Annotated in this window: 22 protein-coding genes; 15 read left to right on the top strand and 7 right to left on the bottom strand. The window is 67.5% G+C overall.

The features are described from left to right. Window positions 1–200 precede the first annotated feature (200 nt). Entirely contained in the window at window positions 201–2,354 is a 2,154-nt protein-coding gene (locus tag AB7O82_RS18540) for a N,N-dimethylformamidase beta subunit family domain-containing protein (RefSeq protein WP_428619920.1), read from the top strand. A 49-nt stretch (window positions 2,355–2,403) separates the two neighbouring features. Here the strand turns inward: AB7O82_RS18540 and AB7O82_RS18535 are convergent, their stop codons facing one another. Beyond that, window positions 2,404–2,889 carry a low molecular weight protein-tyrosine-phosphatase gene (locus AB7O82_RS18535; RefSeq protein ID WP_428550638.1) on the bottom strand — a complete coding sequence of 162 codons (486 nt, stop codon included), beginning with the start codon at window positions 2,887–2,889 and terminating at the stop codon, window positions 2,404–2,406. A gap of 353 nt (window positions 2,890–3,242) precedes the next feature. Here AB7O82_RS18535 and AB7O82_RS18530 point away from each other — a divergent pair, with 353 nt between their 5' ends. The 6 genes from AB7O82_RS18530 to AB7O82_RS18505 all read left to right on the top strand — a co-directional run bounded on the left by AB7O82_RS18530 (window position 3,243) and on the right by AB7O82_RS18505 (window position 8,608). Further along, the gene (locus tag AB7O82_RS18530; RefSeq protein WP_428550640.1) at window positions 3,243–4,403 is read left to right on the top strand and encodes an ABC transporter substrate-binding protein; all 1,161 of its coding nucleotides are present in this window, start codon (window positions 3,243–3,245) and stop codon (window positions 4,401–4,403) included. Between the two features lie 151 nt (window positions 4,404–4,554). Further along, the gene (locus tag AB7O82_RS18525; protein ID WP_428550642.1) at window positions 4,555–5,433 is read left to right on the top strand and encodes a branched-chain amino acid ABC transporter permease; all 879 of its coding nucleotides are present in this window, start codon (window positions 4,555–4,557) and stop codon (window positions 5,431–5,433) included. Between the two features lies 1 nt (window position 5,434). After that, window positions 5,435–6,364 (top strand): branched-chain amino acid ABC transporter permease, encoded by a 930-nt coding sequence (locus AB7O82_RS18520; RefSeq protein ID WP_428619919.1) that lies wholly within the window; start codon window positions 5,435–5,437, stop codon window positions 6,362–6,364. Between the two features lie 34 nt (window positions 6,365–6,398). Beyond that, window positions 6,399–7,151, top strand: coding sequence for an ABC transporter ATP-binding protein (locus AB7O82_RS18515; protein WP_428550646.1), 753 nt, complete (start codon window positions 6,399–6,401; stop codon window positions 7,149–7,151). Then, entirely contained in the window at window positions 7,144–7,869 is a 726-nt protein-coding gene (locus AB7O82_RS18510; RefSeq protein WP_428550648.1) for an ABC transporter ATP-binding protein, read from the top strand. Before AB7O82_RS18515 ends, AB7O82_RS18510 begins: the two co-directional genes overlap by 8 nt. A 4-nt stretch (window positions 7,870–7,873) precedes the next feature. Further along, window positions 7,874–8,608 carry an NAD-dependent deacylase gene (locus AB7O82_RS18505; protein WP_428550650.1) on the top strand — a complete coding sequence of 245 codons (735 nt, stop codon included), beginning with the start codon at window positions 7,874–7,876 and terminating at the stop codon, window positions 8,606–8,608. Between the two features lie 110 nt (window positions 8,609–8,718). Here the strand turns inward: AB7O82_RS18505 and AB7O82_RS18500 are convergent, their stop codons facing one another. Beyond that, window positions 8,719–9,525: an acyl-CoA thioesterase gene (locus tag AB7O82_RS18500; RefSeq protein WP_428550652.1), complete on the bottom strand. Its 807-nt coding sequence runs from the start codon at window positions 9,523–9,525 to the stop codon at window positions 8,719–8,721. Between the two features lie 331 nt (window positions 9,526–9,856). Here AB7O82_RS18500 and AB7O82_RS18495 point away from each other — a divergent pair, with 331 nt between their 5' ends. After that, window positions 9,857–10,546, top strand: coding sequence for a hypothetical protein (locus AB7O82_RS18495; protein WP_428619918.1), 690 nt, complete (start codon window positions 9,857–9,859; stop codon window positions 10,544–10,546). 28 nt (window positions 10,547–10,574) lie between these two features. On the opposite strand, the gene AB7O82_RS18490 is transcribed toward AB7O82_RS18495, so the two are convergent. Then, complete coding sequence (locus AB7O82_RS18490; protein ID WP_428619916.1) at window positions 10,575–13,292, bottom strand: GAF domain-containing protein; 2,718 nt, start codon at window positions 13,290–13,292, stop codon at window positions 10,575–10,577. Between the two features lie 270 nt (window positions 13,293–13,562). Between AB7O82_RS18490 and AB7O82_RS18485 the strand changes: the two genes are divergently transcribed. Next, window positions 13,563–14,402 carry a hypothetical protein gene (locus tag AB7O82_RS18485; RefSeq protein WP_428546121.1) on the top strand — a complete coding sequence of 280 codons (840 nt, stop codon included), beginning with the start codon at window positions 13,563–13,565 and terminating at the stop codon, window positions 14,400–14,402. Here AB7O82_RS18485 and AB7O82_RS18480 read toward each other — a convergent pair. From AB7O82_RS18480 to AB7O82_RS18470, 3 genes are read right to left on the bottom strand one after another with little or no spacing between them, the layout of a single operon-like run. Beyond that, window positions 14,375–15,502 carry a CaiB/BaiF CoA transferase family protein gene (locus tag AB7O82_RS18480; RefSeq protein ID WP_428546124.1) on the bottom strand — a complete coding sequence of 376 codons (1,128 nt, stop codon included), beginning with the start codon at window positions 15,500–15,502 and terminating at the stop codon, window positions 14,375–14,377. The genes AB7O82_RS18485 and AB7O82_RS18480 overlap by 28 nt on opposite strands. Next, the gene (locus AB7O82_RS18475) at window positions 15,499–16,683 is read right to left on the bottom strand and encodes a CaiB/BaiF CoA transferase family protein (RefSeq protein ID WP_428546127.1); all 1,185 of its coding nucleotides are present in this window, start codon (window positions 16,681–16,683) and stop codon (window positions 15,499–15,501) included. The genes AB7O82_RS18480 and AB7O82_RS18475 overlap by 4 nt, the downstream gene beginning before the upstream one ends. Then, window positions 16,680–17,849 carry an acyl-CoA dehydrogenase family protein gene (locus tag AB7O82_RS18470; RefSeq protein ID WP_428546130.1) on the bottom strand — a complete coding sequence of 390 codons (1,170 nt, stop codon included), beginning with the start codon at window positions 17,847–17,849 and terminating at the stop codon, window positions 16,680–16,682. The genes AB7O82_RS18475 and AB7O82_RS18470 overlap by 4 nt, the downstream gene beginning before the upstream one ends. A 151-nt stretch (window positions 17,850–18,000) precedes the next feature. Here AB7O82_RS18470 and AB7O82_RS18465 point away from each other — a divergent pair, with 151 nt between their 5' ends. The 5 genes from AB7O82_RS18465 (at window position 18,001) to AB7O82_RS18445 (ending at window position 21,411) form a co-directional block, all read left to right on the top strand. Then, complete coding sequence (locus tag AB7O82_RS18465) at window positions 18,001–18,240, top strand: AbrB/MazE/SpoVT family DNA-binding domain-containing protein (RefSeq protein WP_428546133.1); 240 nt, start codon at window positions 18,001–18,003, stop codon at window positions 18,238–18,240. A gap of 262 nt (window positions 18,241–18,502) precedes the next feature. Beyond that, window positions 18,503–19,144, top strand: a complete 642-nt coding sequence (locus tag AB7O82_RS18460; protein WP_428546136.1) for a Bug family tripartite tricarboxylate transporter substrate binding protein — start codon at window positions 18,503–18,505, stop codon at window positions 19,142–19,144. Beyond that, entirely contained in the window at window positions 19,144–19,488 is a 345-nt protein-coding gene (locus AB7O82_RS18455) for a Bug family tripartite tricarboxylate transporter substrate binding protein (protein ID WP_428546139.1), read from the top strand. The genes AB7O82_RS18460 and AB7O82_RS18455 overlap by 1 nt, the downstream gene beginning before the upstream one ends. Further along, window positions 19,463–20,005, top strand: a complete 543-nt coding sequence (locus AB7O82_RS18450) for a mismatch-specific DNA-glycosylase (protein WP_428546142.1) — start codon at window positions 19,463–19,465, stop codon at window positions 20,003–20,005. The genes AB7O82_RS18455 and AB7O82_RS18450 overlap by 26 nt, the downstream gene beginning before the upstream one ends. Next, window positions 20,002–21,411, top strand: coding sequence for a DUF1254 domain-containing protein (locus AB7O82_RS18445; RefSeq protein WP_428546145.1), 1,410 nt, complete (start codon window positions 20,002–20,004; stop codon window positions 21,409–21,411). Before AB7O82_RS18450 ends, AB7O82_RS18445 begins: the two co-directional genes overlap by 4 nt. 134 nt (window positions 21,412–21,545) lie before the next feature. On the opposite strand, the gene AB7O82_RS18440 is transcribed toward AB7O82_RS18445, so the two are convergent. Next, complete coding sequence (locus tag AB7O82_RS18440) at window positions 21,546–22,001, bottom strand: metallopeptidase family protein (protein ID WP_428546148.1); 456 nt, start codon at window positions 21,999–22,001, stop codon at window positions 21,546–21,548. 168 nt (window positions 22,002–22,169) lie between these two features. Here AB7O82_RS18440 and AB7O82_RS18435 point away from each other — a divergent pair, with 168 nt between their 5' ends. Next, entirely contained in the window at window positions 22,170–23,087 is a 918-nt protein-coding gene (locus tag AB7O82_RS18435) for an ABC transporter permease (RefSeq protein ID WP_428546151.1), read from the top strand. The last annotated feature ends 138 nt before the right edge of the window (window positions 23,088–23,225 follow it).

Below are 23,225 nucleotides of genomic sequence, written 5' to 3'. Positions count from 1 at the left end.
CTCCTCCCCCGCTCCGCGGGGACGGTGCCCCGCAATCCGGGGGGGCGGGGTCGGGCTCTCTTGGCCCGCGGGCGACCCGCCCGCTCATGATCTTGCGCGGGGGGGACGCCCGCGGTCCGGAAGACCATGACCCCTCCGTCCGCGAAGACGCGGACACCCCCAGCTTCGCTGGGGAGGAAAAAGAAGGGGGAGAGATAGTCGTGACTGCACCGTTGACGGGATATGCCGACCGCGTATCGGTTCGCTCGGGCGATCGGATCGCCTTCAAGGTCTCGAGCGTGGGGCCGGGCCCGTATCACGCCATGCTGGTGCGGGTCATTCGCGGCGATCCCAATCCGGCCTCCGGCCTGCCGCTGAAGCTCGAGGAATGCTCCGAGCTGTTCGACGGCCGTTTCGCATCGCGCCAGCAGCATGCCTGGCCGGGCTCCTATGCCGTGGTAGAGGGCGCGAAGGACGTGGCGCTGTCGGGCGCGCTCGCGGTCGAGGCGCTGATCTGGCCGACCCTGCCCGAGGATGGGCCGCAAACCGTGATCTCGCGCCGCGATGCGAGCACGGGCGCGGGCTTCGCCCTGGTGCTGACGCCGGAAGGCATGGCGCTGGAAAGCGGCGGTGCGCGCGTGGTCGTCGGCAAGAAGCTGCGATCGCGAGCCTGGTACCGCGTGTGGGCGAGCGCCGATCCGGCGACGGGCATGCTGCGCGTCGGCCAGCAGCCCCTGCAGCGTGTTTTCGCGGTCGACGACGAGGGCGAGGCCAGCGCCACCGCCTCCGGCCTGGCGCTCGACGCGCCGCAGCCGGTCCTGATCGGCGCGGAGTCCGCGACGGATCGTCCGGCCCGGCGCTGCTTCAACGGCAAGATCGAGGCGCCCGCCATCGCCGGCGTCGCCGCCTGGGATTTCACCCGGCGCATGGCGACGATGGAGATCGAGGACACCGGGCCCAACAGGCTGCACGGCCGGCTGGTCAACCTGCCGACCCGGGCCATGAAGGGATCGGCGTGGACCGGCGCCGAACGCGACTGGAAGGTGGCGCCACATCACTATGCCGCCATCCATTTCCACGACGACGATCTGCACGATTGCGGCTGGGCGGATGATTTCAGCTTCGTCATCCCCAAGGGCATGAAGAGCGGCGTCTACGCCGTCCAGCTCCGCTGCGGGCCGCATCGCGATTTCATCCCGTTCTTCATCCGGCCGCAGATCGGCAAGCCGCAGGCCAAGGTCTGCTACATCGCCTCGACCTTCACCTATCAGGTCTACGGCAATTTTTCGCGCGGCCTCTTCGATGAAGCCTTCCGCAAGCGCGTCGCCGAGTGGAAGGCCGCCGCCAACAATCCCGACGACAACAAGGACTACGGCCTCTCGACATACAACTTCCATCGCGACGGGTCGGGTGTCGCCTACTCCTCGCATCTGCGGCCCCTGCTGAGCTGGCGGCCCGACTATCTCACCTTCAACGACCCCGCCGGGTCGGGGCTGCGCCACCTGCCGGCCGATACCCACCTCACCGGCTGGCTCGACCGCATGGGCATCGCCTACGACGTCGTCACCGACCACGACCTTCATGAGAAGGGCGTCGACATCCTGAATCACTACAAGGTGGTGGTGACGGGCAGCCATCCCGAGTACCACACCGCCAACACGCTCGATGCGTTGCAGGCCTACACCGACAATGGCGGCCGGCTGATGTATCTCGGCGGCAACGGCTTCTACTGGCGGGTCGCGCTGTCGGACGCCGTGCCGGGCGCCATCGAGGTGCGCCGCACCGAAGGCGGCATCCGCACCTGGCCGGCCGAGCCGGGCGAGTACTACCACGCCTTCGACGGCGCCTATGGCGGCCTGTGGCGGCGCTCCGATCGGCCACCCAACCTGCTGTGCGGAATCGGATTCTCGAGCCAGGGGCGGTTCGTCGGCGATTCGTTCCGGCAGACTTCGGCGGCGCGCGACAATCACCATGCCTGGGTATTCGAGGGCGTGAAGGACGAGCTGTTCGGCGGCTATGGCTTCTCGGGCGGCGGCGCGGCGGGCTTCGAGCTCGACCGCCTCGACCATCGCCTGGGCAGCCCGCTCAACGCCGTGGTGCTGGCCTCGTCGGAGGGCCACGATCGCAAGAACTTCGTCGTCGTCCACGAGGAGCGGCTGGGCCTCGACACGACCATCACCGGCGAGACCCTGGAGCAGCTCATCCGCGCCGACATGACCTACATCGAGAAGCCCAAGGGCGGCGCCATCTTCTCGGTCGGCTCGATCACCTATTGCGGCAGCCTGCCCCACAACAAGTACGACAACGACGTCTCGCGCCTCACCTTCAACGTCGCCAACCGGTTCGGCGAGCTCGGGCTCAAATGGCCCTTTTGACGGTCAAATGGAGTTTCTGACGGGGCCGCGCCGTGCCCAGCCGCCACCGTCAAATCGCTTTCTTGACGTATGGCAGCAACGCTCTCAGCAGGCCACGGCAGCCGACCTCGATCAGGTCGAGCGCGCGCTCGTAGTCGGCGCGCGTGCCGCGATAGGGATCGCGGATATCGGTGACGCCGAGTTGCGGCGCAAAGGCGGTGAGAAGCTGGACACGGTCCACGGTCGACCGCGTTGCCATCCAGCGCAGCTCCGCGACATGCCCGCGATCCATGCCGAGGACATAGTCGAAGCGGTCGATATCGGCGGCCGTCACGAGGCGCGCCCGGTGGCGGCTGACGTCGTAGCCGCGCTCAGCCGCCACCTCGACGCCCAGCGCCGTCGGCGGCTGGCCGACATGGCCGGCCAGCGTGCCGGCGGAGTCGAGAAAGAACGCCTCGCCCACCCCTTCGCGCTCCGCCATGGTGCGGAACACGCCCTCGGCCATGGGCGAGCGGCAGATGTTTCCCGAGCACACGAAGAGAATTCCAAGGGGCATGGCGTGGCACCCTAGCACAACGACCTTCATGCGCCTCCCCCGTCATCGGGGGAGGTGGCCCAAACGGGGCGGAGGGGGAAGGCCTCAGGCGAGATGCTTCGGATTCCGACGTCGGGCTTGGAGAAATCTCGACTGATGCCTTCCCCCGGCCCTACCCCCGATAACGGGGGAGGAGAATGAAGCGCGTCCACTCCGCAGGCGAGCGACGCCGAACTCAGCTTGAATTGTGATGGCTCCGGCGTGCAGATTACCAGCCGGGTGGACGCTCTCATGGGTCCACGCGTCAGTTGTCGAGGAACGGGGAGTCAACGATCGAAGCCAGGATGGCACGTCACGTCGGGAGGAAACAGAACATGAAAGTCAGCGCAATCGTCATCGCCGTCGGCGCCCTGGGCGTCGGATCGGCCTTTGCCCAGGAGCCGATCAAGATCGGCGCCATGTATCCGCTCACCGGCGGCGGGGCGGTGTACGGCGTACCGGCGATGGCCGGCCATCAGCTGGCCATCGAGGAACTGAACGCCAAGGGCGGCATCCTGGGCCGCAAGATCGAATCGGTCGAACGCGATGACAAGATGAACCCGTCGGCCGCCTCCTCGACGATGAAGGAGCTGATAACCAAGGACAAGGTCAACATCGTCGTCGGCGGTCTCTCGTCCGCCGTCGGCCTCGCCATGTCGGAAGTGTCGAAGCAGGAGAAGGTCGTCTACATCTCGACCATCCCCAAGACCATCCAGATGACGACCGACAAGCTGCACAAGTACGTGTTCCGGACCGCCTCCAACACGGACTTCGAAGGCGACACGATGTCGATGCTGGCCGGCAAGAACAAGCTGACCAAGCTTTGCCATCTCCAACTCGACTATGCCTACGGCAACGACCTCGAAGCCGGCATCCTGAAGACGCTGGCCAAGAACGCGCCGAACGCCAAGATCGTGCTGACGCTGAAGCCCAAGCTCGGCGCCACCGACTTCAATCCGTTCATTCCGCAGGTCATGGCGGCGGGCTGCGACGGCGTGCTGTCGGGCCTGTGGGGGCCGCATTTCGTGTCGTGGGTCAAGCAGGCCAAGCCGCTCGGTTTCTTCGACAAGATCAAGTGGATCTCCGGCGGCGAGATCGCCAGCCACGAGATCGCCGGCGAGCTGAAGGGCGACTATCCCGACAACGTCATCTCCAACACCTACGAGCTCTGGTATCACGCCCAGGATCCCTCGCATAAGGAGTTCCAGCAGCGGCTCGCCAAGAAGCTCAACACCCAGGAAACGCCGCAGTGGGCGCTGCTCGGCTATATCGGCGTGATGTACACGGCAGCCGCGATGGAGAAGGCCAAGTCGACCGATGCCGACAAGGTCGCCGCCGCGCTCGAAGGCCTGACGATCAAGACCCCGGTCGGACCGCTCACCATCGATGCGAAGTCCCATCAGGCGAACACGGGTCAGTTCTGGGGCCCCATGGTCAAGAAGCCGGGCCGCGCCTACCGCATGATGGATCCGGTGGAATTCATCCAGCCGAAGTGACCTCTGTGCTGGGAGCGCGCCACTCCAGTGGCGCTCATGCTCATCTTCCGGACCGCGGGCGTCCCGCCCGCTCATGATTCATGAGCGGGCGGGACGCCCGCGGTCCCCATGAGCGCCACTGGAGTGGCGCGCTCCCAGCCACGAGCTGCCGATGACCCTCACGATGTTCACGCTGAACGCGTTCTATGGCCTGGCGCTGGCCATGAACATGTTCATCATCGCCTCCGGCCTCAACCTGATCTTCGGGGTGCTGCGGGTGATCAATTTCGCCCACGGCATGTTCTACATGTTCGGGGCCTACATCATCTTCACAGTCACCAAGAGTTGGGGGGCGCCGTTTCTCGTCGGCGTGCTCGCCTCGGCCGCGGGCCTCGCCGTCATCGCCCTGGTCATCGAACGACTGCTGCTGAAGAACCTGTACGACAAGGAGCACCTGATGCAGCTCCTGTTCACCTTCGCCATCGTGCTGCTGATGAGCGACGCGGCGAAGATGATCTGGGGCACCGACCAGTACTCGGTGGGCTATCCGCCGGGGCTCGGCGGTGCGGTCAATCTGGGGTTCGTCGTCCTGCCGCAATACCAGCTGTTCCTGTGCGTGGTCGGGCCGCTGATCGCGATCGCCATGTGGCTGCTGGTCGATCGCACGCGCTGGGGCCGCATCGTGCGCGCCGCGACCCAGGACCGCGAGATGCTGTCGGCGCTCGGTGTCAACGTGCCGATGGTCTACGCCGCCGTGTTCACCATCGGCTCGGCGCTGGCCGGCATCGGCGGCGCGCTCGCCGCACCGCGCGTGGCGCTGGTCCCGGGCATGGACGCCACCATCATCAACGAGTGCTTCATCATCGTGATCATCGGCGGGCTCGGCAACCTGTGGGGCAGCTTCCTGGGGGCGCTGGCGTTCGGCTTCGTCGTGCAGTTCGGCACGGTGTGGGCGCCCAACTGGCAGGACGTGCTGCCCTACGTGCTGATGCTGGCGGTGCTGATCGTGCGACCATGGGGCCTGCTCGGCCGGCCCGAGTCGGGGCACTGACATGCCGCAGCGCAACCAGCTGATCGCCTCGGCAGCCCTCGTCGTGCTGCTGGCGCTGCTGCCGCTGGCCGGCAGCCGCTACGCCGTCGATCTCACGACCGAGGTGCTGATCTACGTCCTGTTCGCCCTGAGCCTGAACGTGCTGATCGGCTTCACCGGCAACATCTCCTTCGGCCACGCCGCCTATTTCGCGATCGGCGGCTACACCTGCGCCATCCTGCTCACCACCTACCGCTGGCCCCTGCTGTTCAGCCTGCCGGCGGCAGTGGTGCTGGCCGGGATCGTGGCGGCGGTCGTGGGCTATTTCTGCGTGAGGCTGACCCAGATCTATTTCGCCATGCTGACGCTCGCCTTCGCCATGCTGGTGTGGGGTGTCGCTTTCAAGTGGAAGGACGTGACCGGCGGCGACGACGGCTTCACCGGGATCAACCTGCCGGAGTCGCTCACCCATCACGTCAGCTACTTCTATTTCACCCTGGCCGTGGTGGCGGTCGCGATCGCCGCCCTCTGGATGATCTGCCATTCGGCGTTCGGCCTGACCCTGGTGGCGGTGCGCGAGAACAGCGTGCGCACCGGCTTCATCGGCGTCGACACGCGGCGCATGCGCTGGGCCGCCTTCACCGTGGCCGGCAGCTTCGGCGGGCTCGCCGGCGCCTTGTTCGGCATGTACCACCGCGGCATGTACATCGAGAACGCCTACTGGACCGAATCGGCGCAGGTGCTGATCATGGTGCTGCTGGGCGGCATGTACTCCTTCGTCGGGCCGATCCTCGGCGCCGCCGCACTGCACCTGCTGCAGGTCTTCACCAACCAGTACACGACCTACTGGCCGACCGTGCTGGGCCTCATCCTGCTGGTGATCGTGATGGTGCTGCCGGACGGGCTGATCGGCCTGGTGGCCCGGGTCAGGGCACGGTGGGGGAAGACATGAGCGCCATGCTACGCATGGCGCGTTGGGGCCGGCCATGACCACAATGCTGCAGATTGACGGCCTGTGGAAGTCGTTCGCCGGCTTCGTCGCCACGCGCGACGTCTCGTTCGAGCTGAGAGCGGGCGAGGTGCACGCCGTCATCGGCCCCAACGGCGCCGGCAAGACGACGTTCTTCAATCTCATCACGGGCCACCTCAGGCCCGACAAGGGCAGCGTGGCCTTCGAAGGTCGCGATCTGGTCGGCCTGCCGCCGCAGAGGATCGTGCGGCTGGGAATCGCCCGCTCGTTCCAGCGCATCAACATCTATCCCCGGCTCTCGGTGTTCGAGAACGTGCAGGTGGCGCTGATCGCGCACGAGGGCCGGCAATGGAACCTGTTCCGGCCGGGCCGCTCGCTGCACCGCGAGGGTACGCGCGAGCTGCTGGAGCTGGTCGGCCTGACGGCGGAGGCGCTGGAGACCGCGGGTGAGCTGAGCTACGGCAAGCAGAAGCAGCTCGAGCTTGCCATCGCGCTCGCCTCGCAGCCGCGCCTGCTGCTGCTCGACGAGCCGACCGCCGGCATGTCGCCGCAGGAGACCAGCGAGACAATCGCCTCGGTGCGCGACATCGTGAAGGCGCGCGGCCTCACCCTGCTGTTCACGGAGCACGATATGTCCGTGGTGTTCGGCATCGCCGAGCGCATCTCGGTGCTGCATCACGGCGAGATCATCGCCTCCGGCGCGCCCGACGCGGTGCGCAACGACCCGGAGGTGAAGCGCGTCTATCTCGGGGAGCACGCACATGGTTGAGCCCCCGAGAGCCGAGCTCCTGAAGGTCGATGGCATCCATACCTCCTACGGGCTGAGCCAGGTCCTGTTCGGCGTCTCGCTCGAGGTGCGTGCCGGCGAATGCATCGCCCTGATCGGACGCAACGGCGTCGGCAAGACCACCACCATGCGCTCGATCATCGGCCTCACCCCGCCGCGGCGCGGCAAGGTCGTGTGGAAGGGGCAGGACATCGACCATCTGGCGCCGCACCGCATCTGCCGGCTGGGCATCGGCTTCGTGCCGGAGGACCGGCGCATCTTCCCGGAATTGTCGGTGTGGGAGAATCTCGACATCGCCCGCCGCACCGGCGCCGGCGGCAAGTCGACCTGGCGCGAGGAGCAGGTGTTCGCCCTGTTTCCCGATCTGGCCGAGATCCGTGACCGCCGCGGCGGCGTGCTGTCGGGCGGCCAGCAGCAGATGCTCACCATCGCCCGCACCCTGATGGGCAATCCCGAGCTGCTGCTGCTCGACGAGCCGTCGGAGGGGCTGGCGCCGCTGATCGTCGAGCAGCTGCTGCAGCGCGTCGCCGATCTCAAGTCGACCGGCCTGTCGATCGTCCTCGCCGAGCAAAACCTCGAGTTCGTGCTGGCGCTGGCCGATCGCGTCTACATCCTCGAGAAGGGCGAGGTCCGCTTCACCGGCACGCCCGCCGACCTGCGCGCCGACGAGAGCATCGTGCACCAGTTCCTCACGGTGTGATGACGTGCATCAGGATTTATTCCCGCCGACGATCGTCGTGCTGACCGGCGCTGGCATCTCCAAGGAAAGCGGCATCGACACCTTCCGCGACGCCGGTGGGCTGTGGATGCGCGTCAATCTCGAGGAGGTCGCCACCCTCGAGGCCTGGCACCGCGACAAGAAGAAGGTGCTCGATTTCTACAACGACACGCGGCGCCAGTTCCGCGCCGCCCATGTCGAGCCGAATGCCGCCCATCGCGCGCTGGCCCACCTGGAGAAGGAATACGGCGGCGAGGTCGTGGTCGTGACGCAGAACATCGACCCTCTGCACGAGATGGCAGGATCGAGGAACATCCTGCACATGCACGGCCGCGACGGCGAAATCCGCTGCATGCGCTGCATCCATGTCTTCGAATCGGACGTCGATCTCAGCCCCGAGTCGATCTGCCCGAACTGCCAGGCGGTGGGCGAGCTCAGGCCCAACATCGTCTGGTTCGGCGAGATGCCACAGCACATGGACGAGATCCATGCGGCCCTCGAGCGCTGCGGACTGTTCCTGGCGATCGGCACCTCGGGCGAGGTCTATCCGGCCGCCGGCTTCGTCCTCGAGGTTCGCCGCCATCGCGCCCGCGCCCATACCGTCGAGCTCAACCTGGAGCCGACCGATAACCGCGACCTGTTCCACGAGCACATCTACGGCCCGGCAACCGAGGTCGTCCCGCGGTACGTCGAGCGCGTGCTGAAGCAGGGCTGGAAGTAGTCCCTCATTGCTGAGGCGCGCGCCACTCCGATGGCGCTCATGGGATGCGTAGCCGTCAAGAAGAGCGCCATCGGAGTGGCCCGCGCCCAGCAATGAGAATGATCATTTCGTCAATCACGCCAGGTCACGAGCTGGGTGGTCGTGGCGAGCAGACGGCCGTCCGGCGACCAGAGCTGCGCGGACTGGTCGAAAATGCCGGCATGAAAGACGTTCGCGTCGGCGACGCCGAGCAGCGGACAGGTGCCGAGCGCCGCCAGGCCCTCCCCGTCGACGTGGAAGTACGCCGTCATGGAGACGGTCGCGATGGGAAAGAGCGTACGCTTCACGTGATAAATTCGCCCGAAGAAGAGATCGCAGAACGTCATCAGCCCGACGAAGTCCCACGATCTCGGCACGGCGTTGTTGAGCCACAGGCAGGAACGCGCGCTGCGCGGCTCGCCGTCGAAGGACGGCTGGAGCTCGAGCGCACCCTCGACAAAGCGGAACTCGAACTGGCGCACGAATTCGTTGCGGCCATCCGTCGCCATTGGCGTGATGCCTCCCGGATCGGGTGCAGCCGGCGGCCTGGCGGCTTGATGGCTCCAGGTGGTGTTGCGCCGGGCACAGATGATCGTGGCGTTGGCCGCGACGACGTCGCCCTGCCTGAGCTCGGCGTACCAGTGCTGCACCGAGCGGCCGGTGCGCACCGCGCGGACGTCGACTTCGAACGAGCCACGGGCGACTGCGGCGGTGAAATTGACCGTGGCCGAGCAGGGGTCACCCTGTCGTTCCCCGTGGTCGAGGACTGAGCGCAGCAGGGTTGCGGCAGTAACGCCACCGAAAGGTCCGCCGAAGTTCCAGTAGGCATCGCTGGTGCGGCCGCGAAGTCCGGCGGGATCGGATGCGCTCAACAGGGTAGCTTCATCGAGTGGATGCATGGGTCCTCGCCCGGATGACGGCCCCCACGATGGAAGCCGCACCGCATCGCGTCGACTACTGCAGAGGTAATCGACGCCGGCGCAACGCGTCCCGGTTCTGAGGCGGAGGGGACATGAATCTCATCGCCGGGAGCGCGCCACTCCGATGGCGCTCTTCACATCCCATGAGCGCCATCGGAGTGGCGCGCTCCCAGCACGGGACAATGAGGGGGCCGTTCGCGGTGAACCCGTCCAGCGCAAATGCAGCACAAGAGTGAGGAAGCATGGAGGTCTTGCTGGATGACAACCCGGTGACTCTCGCCCCGGCAGCGTCTCTGCTAGGATAGTGGCCATGACCGCCGTCCCGCCCCCGCCGTCGTGGACCGTCACCTCCGTCCTGGAGCGGTCCTACCTCACGGCTCGCGACAATTTCGCGGCCTTTGTCACCATCACGCTCGTCTTCGGCGCGATTTCGCTGGTGGTCGATCTGCTGAGCCTCGGGATCCTGAGCGGCATTGTCCATCTGGCAGCCGGTGCCGCGACGTCGATCTGCATTACCTGGGGCGTCTTCCAGGTGATCGCGGGACGCAAGCCGCAATGGGAGCCCATGTTCCGCCAGGTCCAAGCCCCGCTGTTCGGCCGGCTGCTGCTGCTGGGCATGATCCAGTACCTGGTGATCGGGCTGTCGGCGCTGCTGATCATCCCGCCCTTCATCCTGCTGCCACTGTGGGCAGTCACCATCCCCGCCATGATGGTGGAGCGCCTCCACTTCGGTGCCGCCTTCTCGCGCAGCGCCGACCTGACGCGGTACCGGCGCGTGCCGATCCTGCTCACCTTCCTATCGTGGGCGGTGATCGTCGTAGTGGGGGCAGGACTGATCATCCTGGTGCTGGGACACGGTGCGCTGGGGCGGCTCGTTCTCTGGGTCTACAGCGCCGTCGTGGCCATCGTCGTGCAGCCGCTGCCGGCCATCTTCTACGTGCTGCTGCGCGAGGAGAAGGAGGGGATGACGCCGGCGCAGATCGCGTCATCGGTCGGATAGCGGACGGCGAGCTGGACCCAGGCGCAGCTCACACCGAGCCGGCCCGCAGGGCGGCTGCCCGGATGGCAAGGTCGCGGGCGAGTGTGGTCAGCACGTCGACCCAGCGCTCGTCGAAGGCGCCCGCCTGATCGGCCCAGACGCCGAGGACGGCGAATGTTCGGCCGCTCTGCTTCAACGGCAGGGCGATAGCCGATCTCAGCCCGCGAAGCGCCGCCTGTTCGCGCCACGTCCCGACGGCTTGGTCGCAGCCAGTGTCGGCCACCGCTTGAACGTCGCCGCTGACGAGCGCCCTGCCCAGCGGCTCATTCGCGCCGGGCTCGGCCTCCCATGCCGTGGCGACCTGCTCCAGGTAGCCTTCGTCGGTGCCATGCACGGCCAGCCAGTCGACCCGGTGCCGGGAACTGTCCCGGCGCGCGGCAACGGCGGCCAACCGGAAGCCGCTGACCTCGACCATCGCCGTGCAGACCTCGCGATAGAGTTCAGCCTCCGATCGGGCGCGCGCGAGAATGCCCATCATCGCCCGCATCGTCGCCTGCGGACCCGCGGCCCGGCCAATCTCCCGCTGCAGCGACCGGTTGCTCTGTCGTTCGCGCAAGGCGTCGAGCCCGTAGGATATGTCGTCGGCCAGGATGCCGAGCAGCTCCAGCTCCTGCGCAGTGAAGGCGTCGGGCTCGGCGGCGAGGATGACCAGGGCACCGAGAATGTCGCCGCCCGCGCGCAACGGCAGCGACACGCTCGACCGCAGGCCGCGCGCCAGCGCCGCCTCGCGCCAGACCGCGACCTCGGGATTGGTCGCGAAGTCCTTGTTTACCTGGACCGTACCCAACCGGATGGCGGTGCCCGTAGTACCACGGCCATACGAGCCGGGTCCCCAGGTGCTCCTGGCCTGCTCGAAGTAGCCGTCGCTGGCCCCTGCGCTGGCGACGTAACTGATCGTCTTGCCTTCGTCGCGGTTGGCGATACCGACGGCGGCCAGCCGGTATCCGGCGATGTCGACGATGGCGTCGCACATGCCCTGGAGCAGGTCGGGCTCGCTGTCGGCCCGCAGCAGGATGCGGGTTCCCGCCTGCATCGCCCGCTGGATGTGGGCCAGGCGGGCGACGTCGCTCTGCAGCTCCCGTCGCCGCGTGATGTCGCGGATGAACGCCTGGCGCAGCGGCTGGCCCTCGACCTCGACCGTGCGCCCGCTCACTTCCACCGGAAACGTCGAGCCATCCTTGCGCCGATGTACGGTCTCGAACAGGACGCCGTCGGGCGTCTGGCTGCCGGCCCATTGCTGTGCATGCCGGGCGAATTCCGCCGCCGTGCGCAGGTCCCTGACCGTGAGGCCCTTCAGCTCCTCCATCGAGTAGCCGTAGGCCCGCACCGCCGCCTCGTTGGCCTCGACGATGCGGCCTTCCGGATCGAGCGTCAGGACGATGTCGCGGGCGTGACGCACGAGGTGCGCGTAGCGCTGGGTCGCGGTGCTCCGCTCGGCCTCGAGGCGGCTGAAATAGGCGAGCGTTCCGGCGCGCTGGCCGCGAGCCATGAACAGCATCATCGCCGCCGCGAGCATCAGGGTGACAGCGACGGCGGCCGCGACGCGACGCTGCTTTTCACGAACCGGGACCATGGCCTCGGCGTAGTCGGTCTTGGCGACCACGGTCCACGGCAGGCGCTCGACGCGCTGCGACGCGGTCATTACCTCGACGCCGCGATAGTCTATTCCCAGGCGCGTGCCGTCTCCTTCGAGCAGGGCACGCGTCGCCGGCAGCCTGCTGCCCTCGATCCTTTCGCGGAACTGCATCGGCCCCGACGTCGCCGGCGAAAGTCGGAGCGGCGTCAGGTACAGGATATCGTCGCCGTCGCGGCGCACCACCACGATCTCGGAAGACGGGCTTGGGCCCGGCCACACCATCACCTCCTTGAACAGGACGCGGAACGGGTCGAGCGTGGAGGCGACATAGGCCCGCGGCGATTGGCGTCCGCGTGTGCCGACCGCCTCGACGATCCCCATATGAACTTGGGCCGGGGTCTCGTCGGTCCGGTAGGCATCGACGAGCAGGTTCTTCCGGCCCGTCGCCGTCAGGGACTCGACCGCCGCCGTCATCTGCCGATCGGGCCCGGCGCCCTTGCCCAGATGTGCCAGCATCGTGCCATCGGGAACGTACAGCGTTACCGCCACGCGCTCGGGATAGCCCGCGAGGAACTCGGTCAGGCCGAGCACGAGCTGGCGGCTCTCGACGCCATCGCCCCGCAGCCCATCGTAGGCGAGGCCAGCCAGCGAGCTTGCCAGCAGGTCGGCGTCGAGCAGACGCTCGGCGGCCCACTTGTCGATCTGTTGCGCCTTGAGCCGGGCGATCGCGCGCTGCTGCTCGAAGCGATCGCGCAACATGGATTCGTGCAGCTCGAGGCCGAACAGCCAGCCGATGCCGGCCGTCAGGGCGGCGAACACCAGGTAGGCGGCGATCCAGAAGCGCGCCTGGCGCCGCAGCGTAACCTCGAGGTCGCCGCCTTGGCCCACGACCCTGTGGCCGAAGCGCAGGAAAGCCACGCTGGCCGCGATCAGCGCGGCAACGGCGGCATAGGTCGCCAGCATCCAGGGCGAGACCAGCAAGTCGAGGAACTGGGCGACGTGCAGCAGTTCGTCCTCGCCGGCCGTGATGCGCCAGGCGCCGACGATGCCGAGTGCCGGCAGCACGACCGCGAGGACCGCGGCCAACCGATGATTGTTTCCCCGCGCGAGCACGCCTCGCGAGCCGTTCATGGCGCCACCAGCCCAGAATCCACCACCTAGTACGCGATGTTTCAATTTTGGATGCGATTCCCGTTTCAACCTTGATCTGGGTCAACTTCTCGTCCGCCGCCACCGCGGAAACTTTCGGTAGCATTTGTGTCCGGTGCCGCTCCACAACCCCAACGAGACACAAGGCGAGGCGCTCATGACGTCAGTTGCCGGAAGCCCATCCCGGGCCCGCCACGGACATCTCCCGTAACGACGGGCAAAGACGTGGTGAACTCGCGCCTCGCTGATCGCTTGGTTCGACAAGGTCGCTCGATCCTGTGCCTGATCGCGTGCCTCACCTGGTTCGGCTGGGCCAATGGCATGAGCACCTCGCTCGAGCGGAACGCCGACGGCAGCGGCATTCTGGTGCTGCGCGGCACCATCGTCACGGGCGACGCCCAGCTGGTCCGCCATGCCCTGCAGCAGGTCGGGCGCGACGCGCTCGGTTACAAACGGGTGGCGCTGCACAGCATCGGTGGGTTGATCGGCGAGGCCTTCAGCATTGCCGCCGTGCTCGAGTCCGAGAAGGTGATAACGCTGGTTCGCAGCGGCGAACGCTGCGCTTCGGCCTGCGCCTCGATCCTGTTCCTGGCCGGCACCTACCGATACCTGGAGGACGGCGGCGCGCTCGGCTTCCACACCTGCGCCAACAAGGAAGACCTTCGCCGGTCGGCCTACTGCAACGAGCTGATCGCCATGTATGCCGAAAGCCGCGGCCTCTCGCGCCCGGCGTTCCGCGCCCTGCTCGACCGGACGCCGCTCGCCGAGCCGAGATGGATGGGCTCGCAGGAGGCAGCGCTGTGGGGCCTGACCAGGCCGCGGCCCGCTACCGACTTCGAGGGCGTGCCGCCGACGCCGCCGTCGCCGGCGCAGAATGCATGGTTCGCAGTCATGTTCGCGCCGGCCCCCGACGGCACCTGCCTGGTCAAGATCGTGCCGGCCTCGCAGAGGCAGCGCTACGAGGCGGTCACCGACTTCTTCCGAACGGTGGGCCCGTTCCCGACGCTCGAGCAGGCCCGGGCGAGTGCGCTGCAGCGCGCCTGGCGCTACGACATCCAGGGCAACTACTGGGTTACCCGGGCGGGTTGCTGAGGGCCCAGAATCTCCTCGCTGTGCTCGCCCAGCAGCGGCTCGCGATAGAGCGGCTGTGACGGCTCGTCCTTGAAGCGCACGACCGGCGCGAAGTGCTTGCGGCCGTCCTCCGTCACGACCACGGCGCCGCGTTTGGCGAGATTGGCGTCGTCGATCGCCTCAGGCAGGGTGTTGACGGGCCCCCAGCAGATGTCGAGCGTCGGCAGCCAGTCCAGCCAGTGGCGCAACGGCTTTTGCCGGAAGGTGGCTTCCAGGAACGCCATTACTGGTCTCTGGTGCGCGCCCGGCCATTCGCAAAGCGGGATGAACTCGGGCTTGCCGAGCGCATTCAGGAGATTGCCGACGAACTTCATCTCCTGGCCGGCGAGCACGAGCTGGCGGCCATCCGACGTGTCGTAGACGCGATAGAAGGCCGAGCCCCCGGTGCTGCGCTGGTTCTTCACATCGGGCTGCGTGCCGTCGGTGAAAGCGCTGCCGACCACGTTGGCACACGAGGCCATCAGCGCCTCGTGCATGCTGATATCGATGAAGTCGCCCCTGCCCGTGGTGTGGCGGCGCAACAGCGCCATCAGAACACCGCTCAAGCCATGCATGCCGCTCATCAGGTCGGCGATCGGGATGCCAGGGATCGCCGGCCGCCCGTCGTCGCCCAGGGTGAGCGACAGCACGCCGGTCATCGCCTCGAGCGCCAGATCGTGCGCGGCGCGCCCGGGATAGGCGCCGTCCTGGCCGAAGGCGCTGATCGAGCAGTAGACGATGCCGGGGTTGTTCTGCTTCACCGCCTCGTAGCCGATGCCGAACCGTGCGGCGACGCCGGGCCGGAAGGATTCGACCAGCACGTCGGCGGCGCAGGCCAGCCGGAAGAGATCGGCGCGTCCCTGCTCGCTCTTGAGATCAAGCACGACGCTCTTCTTGCCGCGCCCCATGTTGCGGAAGAACACCGAGGTGCGCGCGTCGGGCGGGCGGATGTGCCGGCCAGGATCGCCGTCGGCTGGCTCGACCTTGATGACTTCGGCGCCGTGATCGGCCAGCGCCGTCGTGAGATACGGCCCCGGCAGGAACCAGGAGAGATCGACGACCTTCAGACCTTCGAGCTTCATGTGCGCTTGCCCAGCAGGGAGTCGTTCTCGTTGAGGGGCGAATCGCTCTCGTTGAAGAGCGAATCGTTGTCGGCGCCGAGCGGTGCGCAAGCAGCTTGCGCCGGCCGCTCGCCGTCGATGCGGATGGGATTGGCGAGGACGCGCAGTTTGCCTTTCGCCGGATGTGGCACGGTGGAGACCATGCCGGTGGCGCGCGCGAAGCTGCTGTCGAGCGCCTGGTCGAGCCGATGGACGGGCGCTGCCGGCAGCAACCCGTTGAAAGTCGCGAGCCATTCGTCCGTCGTGCGCGTGCGGAACGTCGGATCGAGCGCCTCGGTAAGCGCGGCGCGATGCACGGCGCGGCTGTTGGGATCGACGAAGCGCGCATCGCCCAGCAGCTCCTCGCGGTCCATCGCCTTCGCCAGCGACAGCCAGAATTTCTGGGTCATGCACATGATGAAGATCCAACCGTCCTTCGTCGGGAAGGTCTGGACCGGCGCCAGCGACAGGTGCGCGCTGCGCGGTACGCGGGGCGAGACGTCGCCCTCGTTCAAGTACCACACGCCGGGATAGGTGAGCTGGTGCATGGCGACGTCGTAGAGGCAGGTCTCGACGTCGCAGCCCTGCCCCGTCGTCCTGGCACGCAGCAGGCACGACAGCAGGCCAACGATGCCAGTGAGGCCGCTCATGCTGTCGATCAGCGAGACGCCGACGCGCGTCGGTGCTCCCTCGGGATCGCCGGTCAGCTCCATCAGCCCCGCTTCGGCCTGCATCAGGAAATCGTAGCCCGGCCAGTCGGCGCGCTCGTTGGCGCGACCGTATGCCGAGATGTGCAGGCAGACGATCGACGGCTTCAGAGGCCCCAGGCTCGCATAGTCGATGCCGAGCCGGGCGGGCTGGGTGCCGCGCAAGTTGTTGACCACGCAATCGGCGGTTCTCACCAGCGCCTCGAACTGCCGGCGGCCGTCGGCCGACTTGATGTCGAGGGTCACGCTCTTCTTGCCGAGGTTCCAGGCCTGGAAGTACTCGCTGTCGGCGGGCCCGAGTTTGTACGGCCCGACGTGACGCGACGGGTCGCCCTCGGGTGCCTCGATCTTGATCACCTCGGCGCCAAGCTCGGCCAGGAACATCGTGCCGTAGGGGCCGGCGCCGAACTGCTCCAGGGTGAGGACGCGGATGCCGGTCAGCGGCTTGGCGGTCATAGCTCGGCGTGCCGCCTGATCCACTGGCGGGCGATGATGATGCGCTGCATCTCGTTGGTGCCCTCGCCGATGCAGGTGAGCGGCGCATCGCGATAGAGCCGCTCGATGTCGTACTCCTTGGAGTAGCCGTAGGCGCCGTGGATGCGCATCGATTCGATGCTGTTCTCGAGCGCCGCCTCGGACGAGAAATATTTCGCCATGCCGGCCTCGAGGTCGCAGCGATCGCCGCGGTCGAAGGCGTCGGCGGCATCGAGCGTGAGCAGCCGCGCGGCCCGCGCCCGCGTCGCCATCTCGCCGAGCTTGAGCTGTATCGCCTGGTGCTCGCAGATCGGCTTGCCGAAGGTCTTGCGGATCTGCGAGTAGCTGGTGGCGAGCCGCAGCGCCCCCTCGGCGATGCCGACGCCGCGCGCCGCGACGTTGATGCGGCCGAGCTCGAGGCCCCCGGCGACCTGGGTGAAGCCGCGGCCCTCGACCTCGCCGATCAGGTGATCGGCCGGCACGCGGTAGTCCTCGAAGATCAGCTCGCCCGAGTCGATCGACTTGTAACCGAGCTTCTCGAGCTTGCGGCCGACCCGGAAGCCCGGCCCTTTGGGGGCGATGAACAGGCTCATGCCGGAGTAGCGCGGCGAGGCCTCCGGGTTGGTCTTGACCAGGAGGGCGAAGCACGAGCCCTCGATGCCGTTGGAGATCCAGGTCTTGGTACCGTTCAGCACGTAGTGGTCGCCCTCGCGCCGCGCCGTCAGCCGGATCGCCTGCAGGTCAGTCCCGGCGTCGGGTTCGGTCAGCGCCAGGCCGCCGCGCACCTCGCCCGAGGCGAGCCGGGGCAGCCAGTGGCGGCGCTGCGGCTCGGTGCCGAACTTCTCGATCGCCAGCGCCAGCATGAGGTGCGAGTTGAAGATGCCGGTGAGCGCCATCCACACCGAGGAGATGCGCATCACGATCTCGGCGTAGGTGCGCGCCGGCAGGCCGAGCCCGCCGTACTCCGGACTGACGGTGGCACCGAAAAGGCCGAGCTCCTTCATCTGCTCGACCAGCTCGGCCGGCCAGCGGTCGGCATGGTCGAATTCCTTGACCCTGGGCGCCACCTCGCGCTCTACCCAGCGGTCGATCGTCGCCAGAAGCTGCGCCTCGTCGGCCTTGTCGATGCTGTTCCTTGACCCGTCCATCCAACCCTCCGTCGTCCCATCATGACTCATAGCAGCGGATGAACAAGGCCAGGGAGCCTCAGGCCGAAACGGTGGACTGGCACCAAGAGCTTATTCTGCCTTCGAGATTTGGGTGTATCCTTCGGATGTTCGCAGGATTTAGAAGATGCCCGTGCAAGTCCAGATCGCCAGGTGGGGCAACAGCCTCGGCTTGAGAGTGCCGCGCGATATTGCAGCCCGCGTCGGGTTCACCGAGGGTTCGCGTGTCGACATCGAGGCCTCCGACGATGGCCGAATTGTCATCACGCGCTCACGCCGCCGCTTCACGCTCGAGGAACTGCTTGCGGGCATGACGCCGCGTCGCGAGCAGCCATTGGAGGATGACGCTCCGAAGGGCGAAGAAATCATCTGATGGTATTGCCCGACCGGGGCAGCCTCGTCTGGCTGGGCCTTTCACCGCAGGCTGGAGCCGAGTCGGCTGGCCATCGGCCGGGCATTGTGCTGACACCTGCCGGCTATCATCGGTGTTCGCGCCTGGCGATCGTCCAAGCCAGAGACTTTGAGTGCGACATGAGCTGGAAGGATGAACTCATCCTGGACGAACCGGCGGATTGTTTGCCCGCAGCCGCTCATGCATCATCCCGTCACGGGATTTACGCCTAAGGAAAAGCGTTATGAGGAGACGTCGTTTCGCAGCCGGGCTGAGCATGCTGCCTCTTGCCTCGACCGCCTTTGCCTCGACGGCGTTCGCCCAGGGCGACGACTGGCCGACGCGCAACGTGCGCATCGTCTGCCCCTTCACGGCCGGCGGCTCACAGGACAACATCGCGCGGCGGCTCGGGGCCAAGCTCGGCGAGTTTCTCGGCCAGTCGTTCGTCATCGACAACCGCACCGGCGCCGGCGGCTCGATCGCCGCCGACAACGTCGCCAAGTCGCCGCCCGACGGCTACTCCGTGCTGCTGGGCGGCATCGCGAGCCACGCGCTCGCACCGAACCTCTATGCCAGGCTGCCCTACAATCCCTTCACCGATTTTGAAACCGCGGCGTGGATCGGCACCCAGCCGAACCTGCTCTGCTGCCATCCGAGCTTCCCGCACGACACCGTCGCCAAGCTGATTGCCGCCACCAAGGCAGAACCGGGCAAGTACCAATATGGCGGCTCGGGCCTGGGCACCTCGCCAACGCTGGCCATGGAGCTGTTCAAGCAGAAGACCGGCACTGACCTCACGCTGGTGAGCTATCGCGGCGCTGCCGCCGCCGCGGCCGACGTGCTGGCCGGGCATGTGCCGATGTGCATCGCAACATCGATTCACTGATGGGCCAGGTGAGTGCCGGCAAGCTCAGGCCGATCGCCTGCACCGGGGCGAAGCGATCGCCGGTGCTGCCCGAGACGCCGACCTTCGTCGAGGCCGGCTACCCCGACCTCGTGGTCACGTCGTGGTCGATGTGGGCGGTGCCGGCCGGCACGCCGGCCAAAGCCAAGGACAAGCTCGCCGCCGCGACGGTGCGGGCGCTCAAGGAGCCCGACGTCGTCGCGAGCATGCGCCAGGGCGGCTTCGAGCCGGGATTCATGCCGCTTTCCGAGGTCGGCGCCTTCGTGAAGGCGGAACACACGCGCTGGGGCGAGGTGATCCGTGCCGCGGGCATCAAGCCGCAATAGGCATCTCGTCCCCGACCTGCTGGCGCCGGGCCTCGACCTCGTGTTCTGCGGCACGGCGCCGAGCCCGGCCTCGTTCAAGGCGCGCGCCTACTACGCCAATCCGGGCAATGCCTTCTGGCCGACGCTATTTGCCGTCGGCCTGACGCCCGAGCGCTTCGCACCCGGCCGCTATCCCGAACTGCTGACGCTGGGCCTCGGCCTCACCGATCTCAACAAGACCGAGTACGGCTCCGACCACGAATTGTCGGCGGCGGCGATGGATGCGGCATCTCTGCGCGCCAAGCTGCGCCGCTTCCGGCCCGCCGCCATCGCCTTCACCAGCAAGAACGCCGCTGCGCTCGGCCTCGGCGTCTCGGCGCCGGCCTACGGCCGCCAGGCCGAGGCGATCGAGGGCGCCGTCGCTTTCGTTCTTGCCTCGCCGTCCGGCCGTGCGCGTTCGTTCTGGACCATCGAGCCGTGGCGCCAGGCGGCCGCCTTCGTGGCCGAGCGGCGTCGCTTGCGCGAGCGCGCAGCATGAGACTCGGGCGGCGTACCCTGATTGCGTCCCTGCTCGCCAGCCCGGCCGTGGTGCGCGCCCAGGATCAGCCGGTGGCGCTGCGTGATCTCGCCCGGCAGGCGACGATCTATCTCTTCCCGGTCTACGAGATGTATCGCACGCGCTGGCGATCGACTGTCGACGAGAGCAATCCGCTGCGCCAGAGGCTCAACCGCTTCCTGCACGTTCCCGTGCTGGCCGATCACCGTTCACGCCTGGTGACGACGCCCAACAACGACACGCTCTACTCGTCAGCCTGGCTCGATCTGTCGACCGAGCCCCTGTTCCTCACCGTGCCGCCGGTCGGCGATCATTACTACAGCTACACGTTCATCGACCTGTTCACCAACAACTTCGCCCAGGTCAGCCATCGCCTGTACGGCGGCCAGCCGCCGACGCACATGATCGTCGGCCCGGCCTGGCAGGGCGATGCGTCGTTCGAGGTCAAGCTGGTGCGCGCGCCGACCAACTCGGTGTGGCTGCTCGGCCGCGTGCTGGTCGACGGACCGGGCGAGCTCGACCGCATCCGCACCCTGCAGGCGCGCGTGCTGCTCGAGACGCCCGACATGCGCAACGAGCGGCGCATCCTGGAGACGCGCGAGCTGATGCGTCAGCGCGCCTTCGCGCCGGCCGAGCCGGTGGCGGACTGGCCGGCGCCCCGGCGCAACGACCCGTTCGACCTGCTCAAGGTCGGCGCGCGGGCACTGGGCGAGAGCCCGCTCGGCGAGCGCGACAAGGCGGTGCTGCAGGGCCTCGCACCCCTCAGGCTGCGCCCCGGCAAGTTCGACCTGCGTGCCTTCGGCGAACGCGATCGCAACGCCATCCTGGCCGGCATCGAGCAGGGCCACGCCGAGCTCCGCGCCGCCGGTCGCCGCTACGGCCGGACGATCGACGGCTGGAGCTACGGCGAGCGCCACCTCGGCAATTTCGGCGACGACTATCTCTATCGTGCCTTCATCGCGCTGACCGGCCTGGGCGCGCTCGAGCCGACCGAGGCGGTCTACATGACCAGCAGCACCGACGCCGCCGGCCGACCGCTGTCGGGCGCGAGCCGCTATACGCTGACTTTCCCGGCCGACGGCCTGCCGCCGGCACGCGCCTTCTGGTCGCTCGCCATGTACGAGGTAACGCCAGAAGGTCGCGCCTACTTCGTCGACAATCCGATCGGCCGCTACGCAATCGGCGATCGCACGCCGGACCTGCAGACCGCGGCGGACGGCTCGCTGACGATCTGCCTGCAGCGCGAGCGGCCGAACGATGCGCAGGCGGCGGCCAACTGGCTGCCGGCGCCGGCCGGCCCGATGCGCCTGGTGCTGCGCGCCTACGAACCGGACCACGGCCTCATCGAAGGCCGCTATCGCGTGCCGGCGGTGCAGCGGGTGGGGTGACGACTCATGCTGGACCGCGGGCGTCCCGCCCGCTCATGATTCATGAGCATGAACGGGCGGGACGCCCGCGGTCCGGAAGAGCATGACTCATGGGCGGGCGGAGCGCCCGCGGTCCGCATGAGCGTGATCGAAGCCTACGCGTTCGGCTGGGCGCGGCGGGATTCTTCCTCGGCCTTGGCTTCGATCGCTTCCATGTCGTCGTCGCTCAGGCCGAAATGGTGACCGATCTCGTGGATCAGCACATGGCGCACGATGTGCGGCAGGTCCTCGCCCGATTCGCACCAGTAGTCGAGGATCGGACGGCGATAGAGGAAGATGCGATCGATGTCGTTGGCGACGTGGCCGGCGCCCCGCTCCATCATCGACACGCCCTGATAGAGGCCGAGCAGATCGTACGAGGAGTCGAGCTCCATCTCCTGCTCGACCTCGTCGGACGGGAAGTCGTCGACCTGGATGCGCACGTTGCCGACATGCCGGCGGAACTCTTCCGGAATCGTTGCCAGCGCCTCGGCGGCGATGGCCTCGAAGTCCTCCAGAGTCGGCGCCGTGCTGAAGCAGGGAGTGCGCCGCGGGTTGGTGAAGACCGGCATGACTCCCCCCATATAGCAGTGAAGGGCGGACGCCAAGAGGCTCAGTCGCAGACCTCGGCGACAGTCTGCCCCTGATGCCACAGACGGCGCGAGCCCCCTGGGGATGGAACGGCCATTGACTTCGACGGAGTCGCATGGCGGATCGTTCCCCTCTAAGCTCGCTTCCGCATGTTGCAGTTCCTCCTGAGACGCCTGACCGTCGCGCTCCTCGTGGCCGTCACCGTCATGACCCTGGCGTTCGTGCTGACACGCCTGTCTGGCGATCTGGCGATTTCGATCGCCGGCCCGAACGCCTCGCAAGCCGATGTCGAGGTGGTGCGCAAGGCCTATGGCCTCGATCGCCCGCTGGTGACCCAGTTCTTCGACTGGGTCGGCCGCGCCCTGACCGGCGATCTCGGCGACAGCTACTTCTTCAAGGCGCCGGTGTCCTCGCTGATCGCCGAGCGCATGCCGGTGACGTTGACCCTGGGCCTGACCGGCCTGGTGATCGCCCTCGTGGTTTCCCTGCCGCTCGGCATCCTGGCGGCGGTGCGCGAGAACACCGCGCTTGATCGCGTCGTCCAGATGGTCGCCCTGCTCGGCCAGGCGATGCCGTCGTTCTGGCTCGGACTGCTGCTGATGATCACGCTCGGCCTGCAGCTCGGATGGTTGCCGATCTCCGGCACCGGCTCGTGGCAGCACTACGTCATGCCGGGCATCGTGCTCGCCTTCTCGGCGATCCCGGCGCTGACCCGGCTCACCCGCGCCGGCATGATCCAGTCGATGAGCTCGGACTATATCCGCACGGCGCGCGCCAAGGGGCTGTCGCGCGCCTCCATCCTGCTGAAGCACGCACTGCGCAATGCGGCGATCCCGGTGGTGGCGATCGCCGCCGTGCAGCTGGGCTTCATGCTCGGCGGCTCGATCGTGATCGAGCAGGTGTTCGCCCTGCACGGCGTCGGTTTCCTCGCCTGGGAAAGCATCGGCAAGAACGATTTCCCGGTCGTGCAGGCGGTGGTGCTGGTGCTCGCGGTGATCTATGTCGCGCTCACCATGCTGGCCGACCTCATGAACGCCGTCCTCGATCCCCGCCTGCGCGGCCCTTGAGTGCGCGGGGCATACGCAGATGACAAAAAATCCGTCATCCCGACCGAAGCCGAGCGAAGCGAGGCGCAGTGGAGGGACCCTTCTTGCTGCGGCATCGGCAAGAAAGGTCCCTCGACTGCGCCGCCCTTCAGGCGGCTC

Origin of the sequence: Reyranella sp., assembly GCF_050185545.1 — a bacterium.
In the GTDB taxonomy this organism is placed as follows: domain Bacteria; phylum Pseudomonadota; class Alphaproteobacteria; order Reyranellales; family Reyranellaceae; genus Reyranella.
Note: the sequence above shows the minus strand (reverse complement) of the source record. Positions and strands in the feature narration are given on the sequence as shown.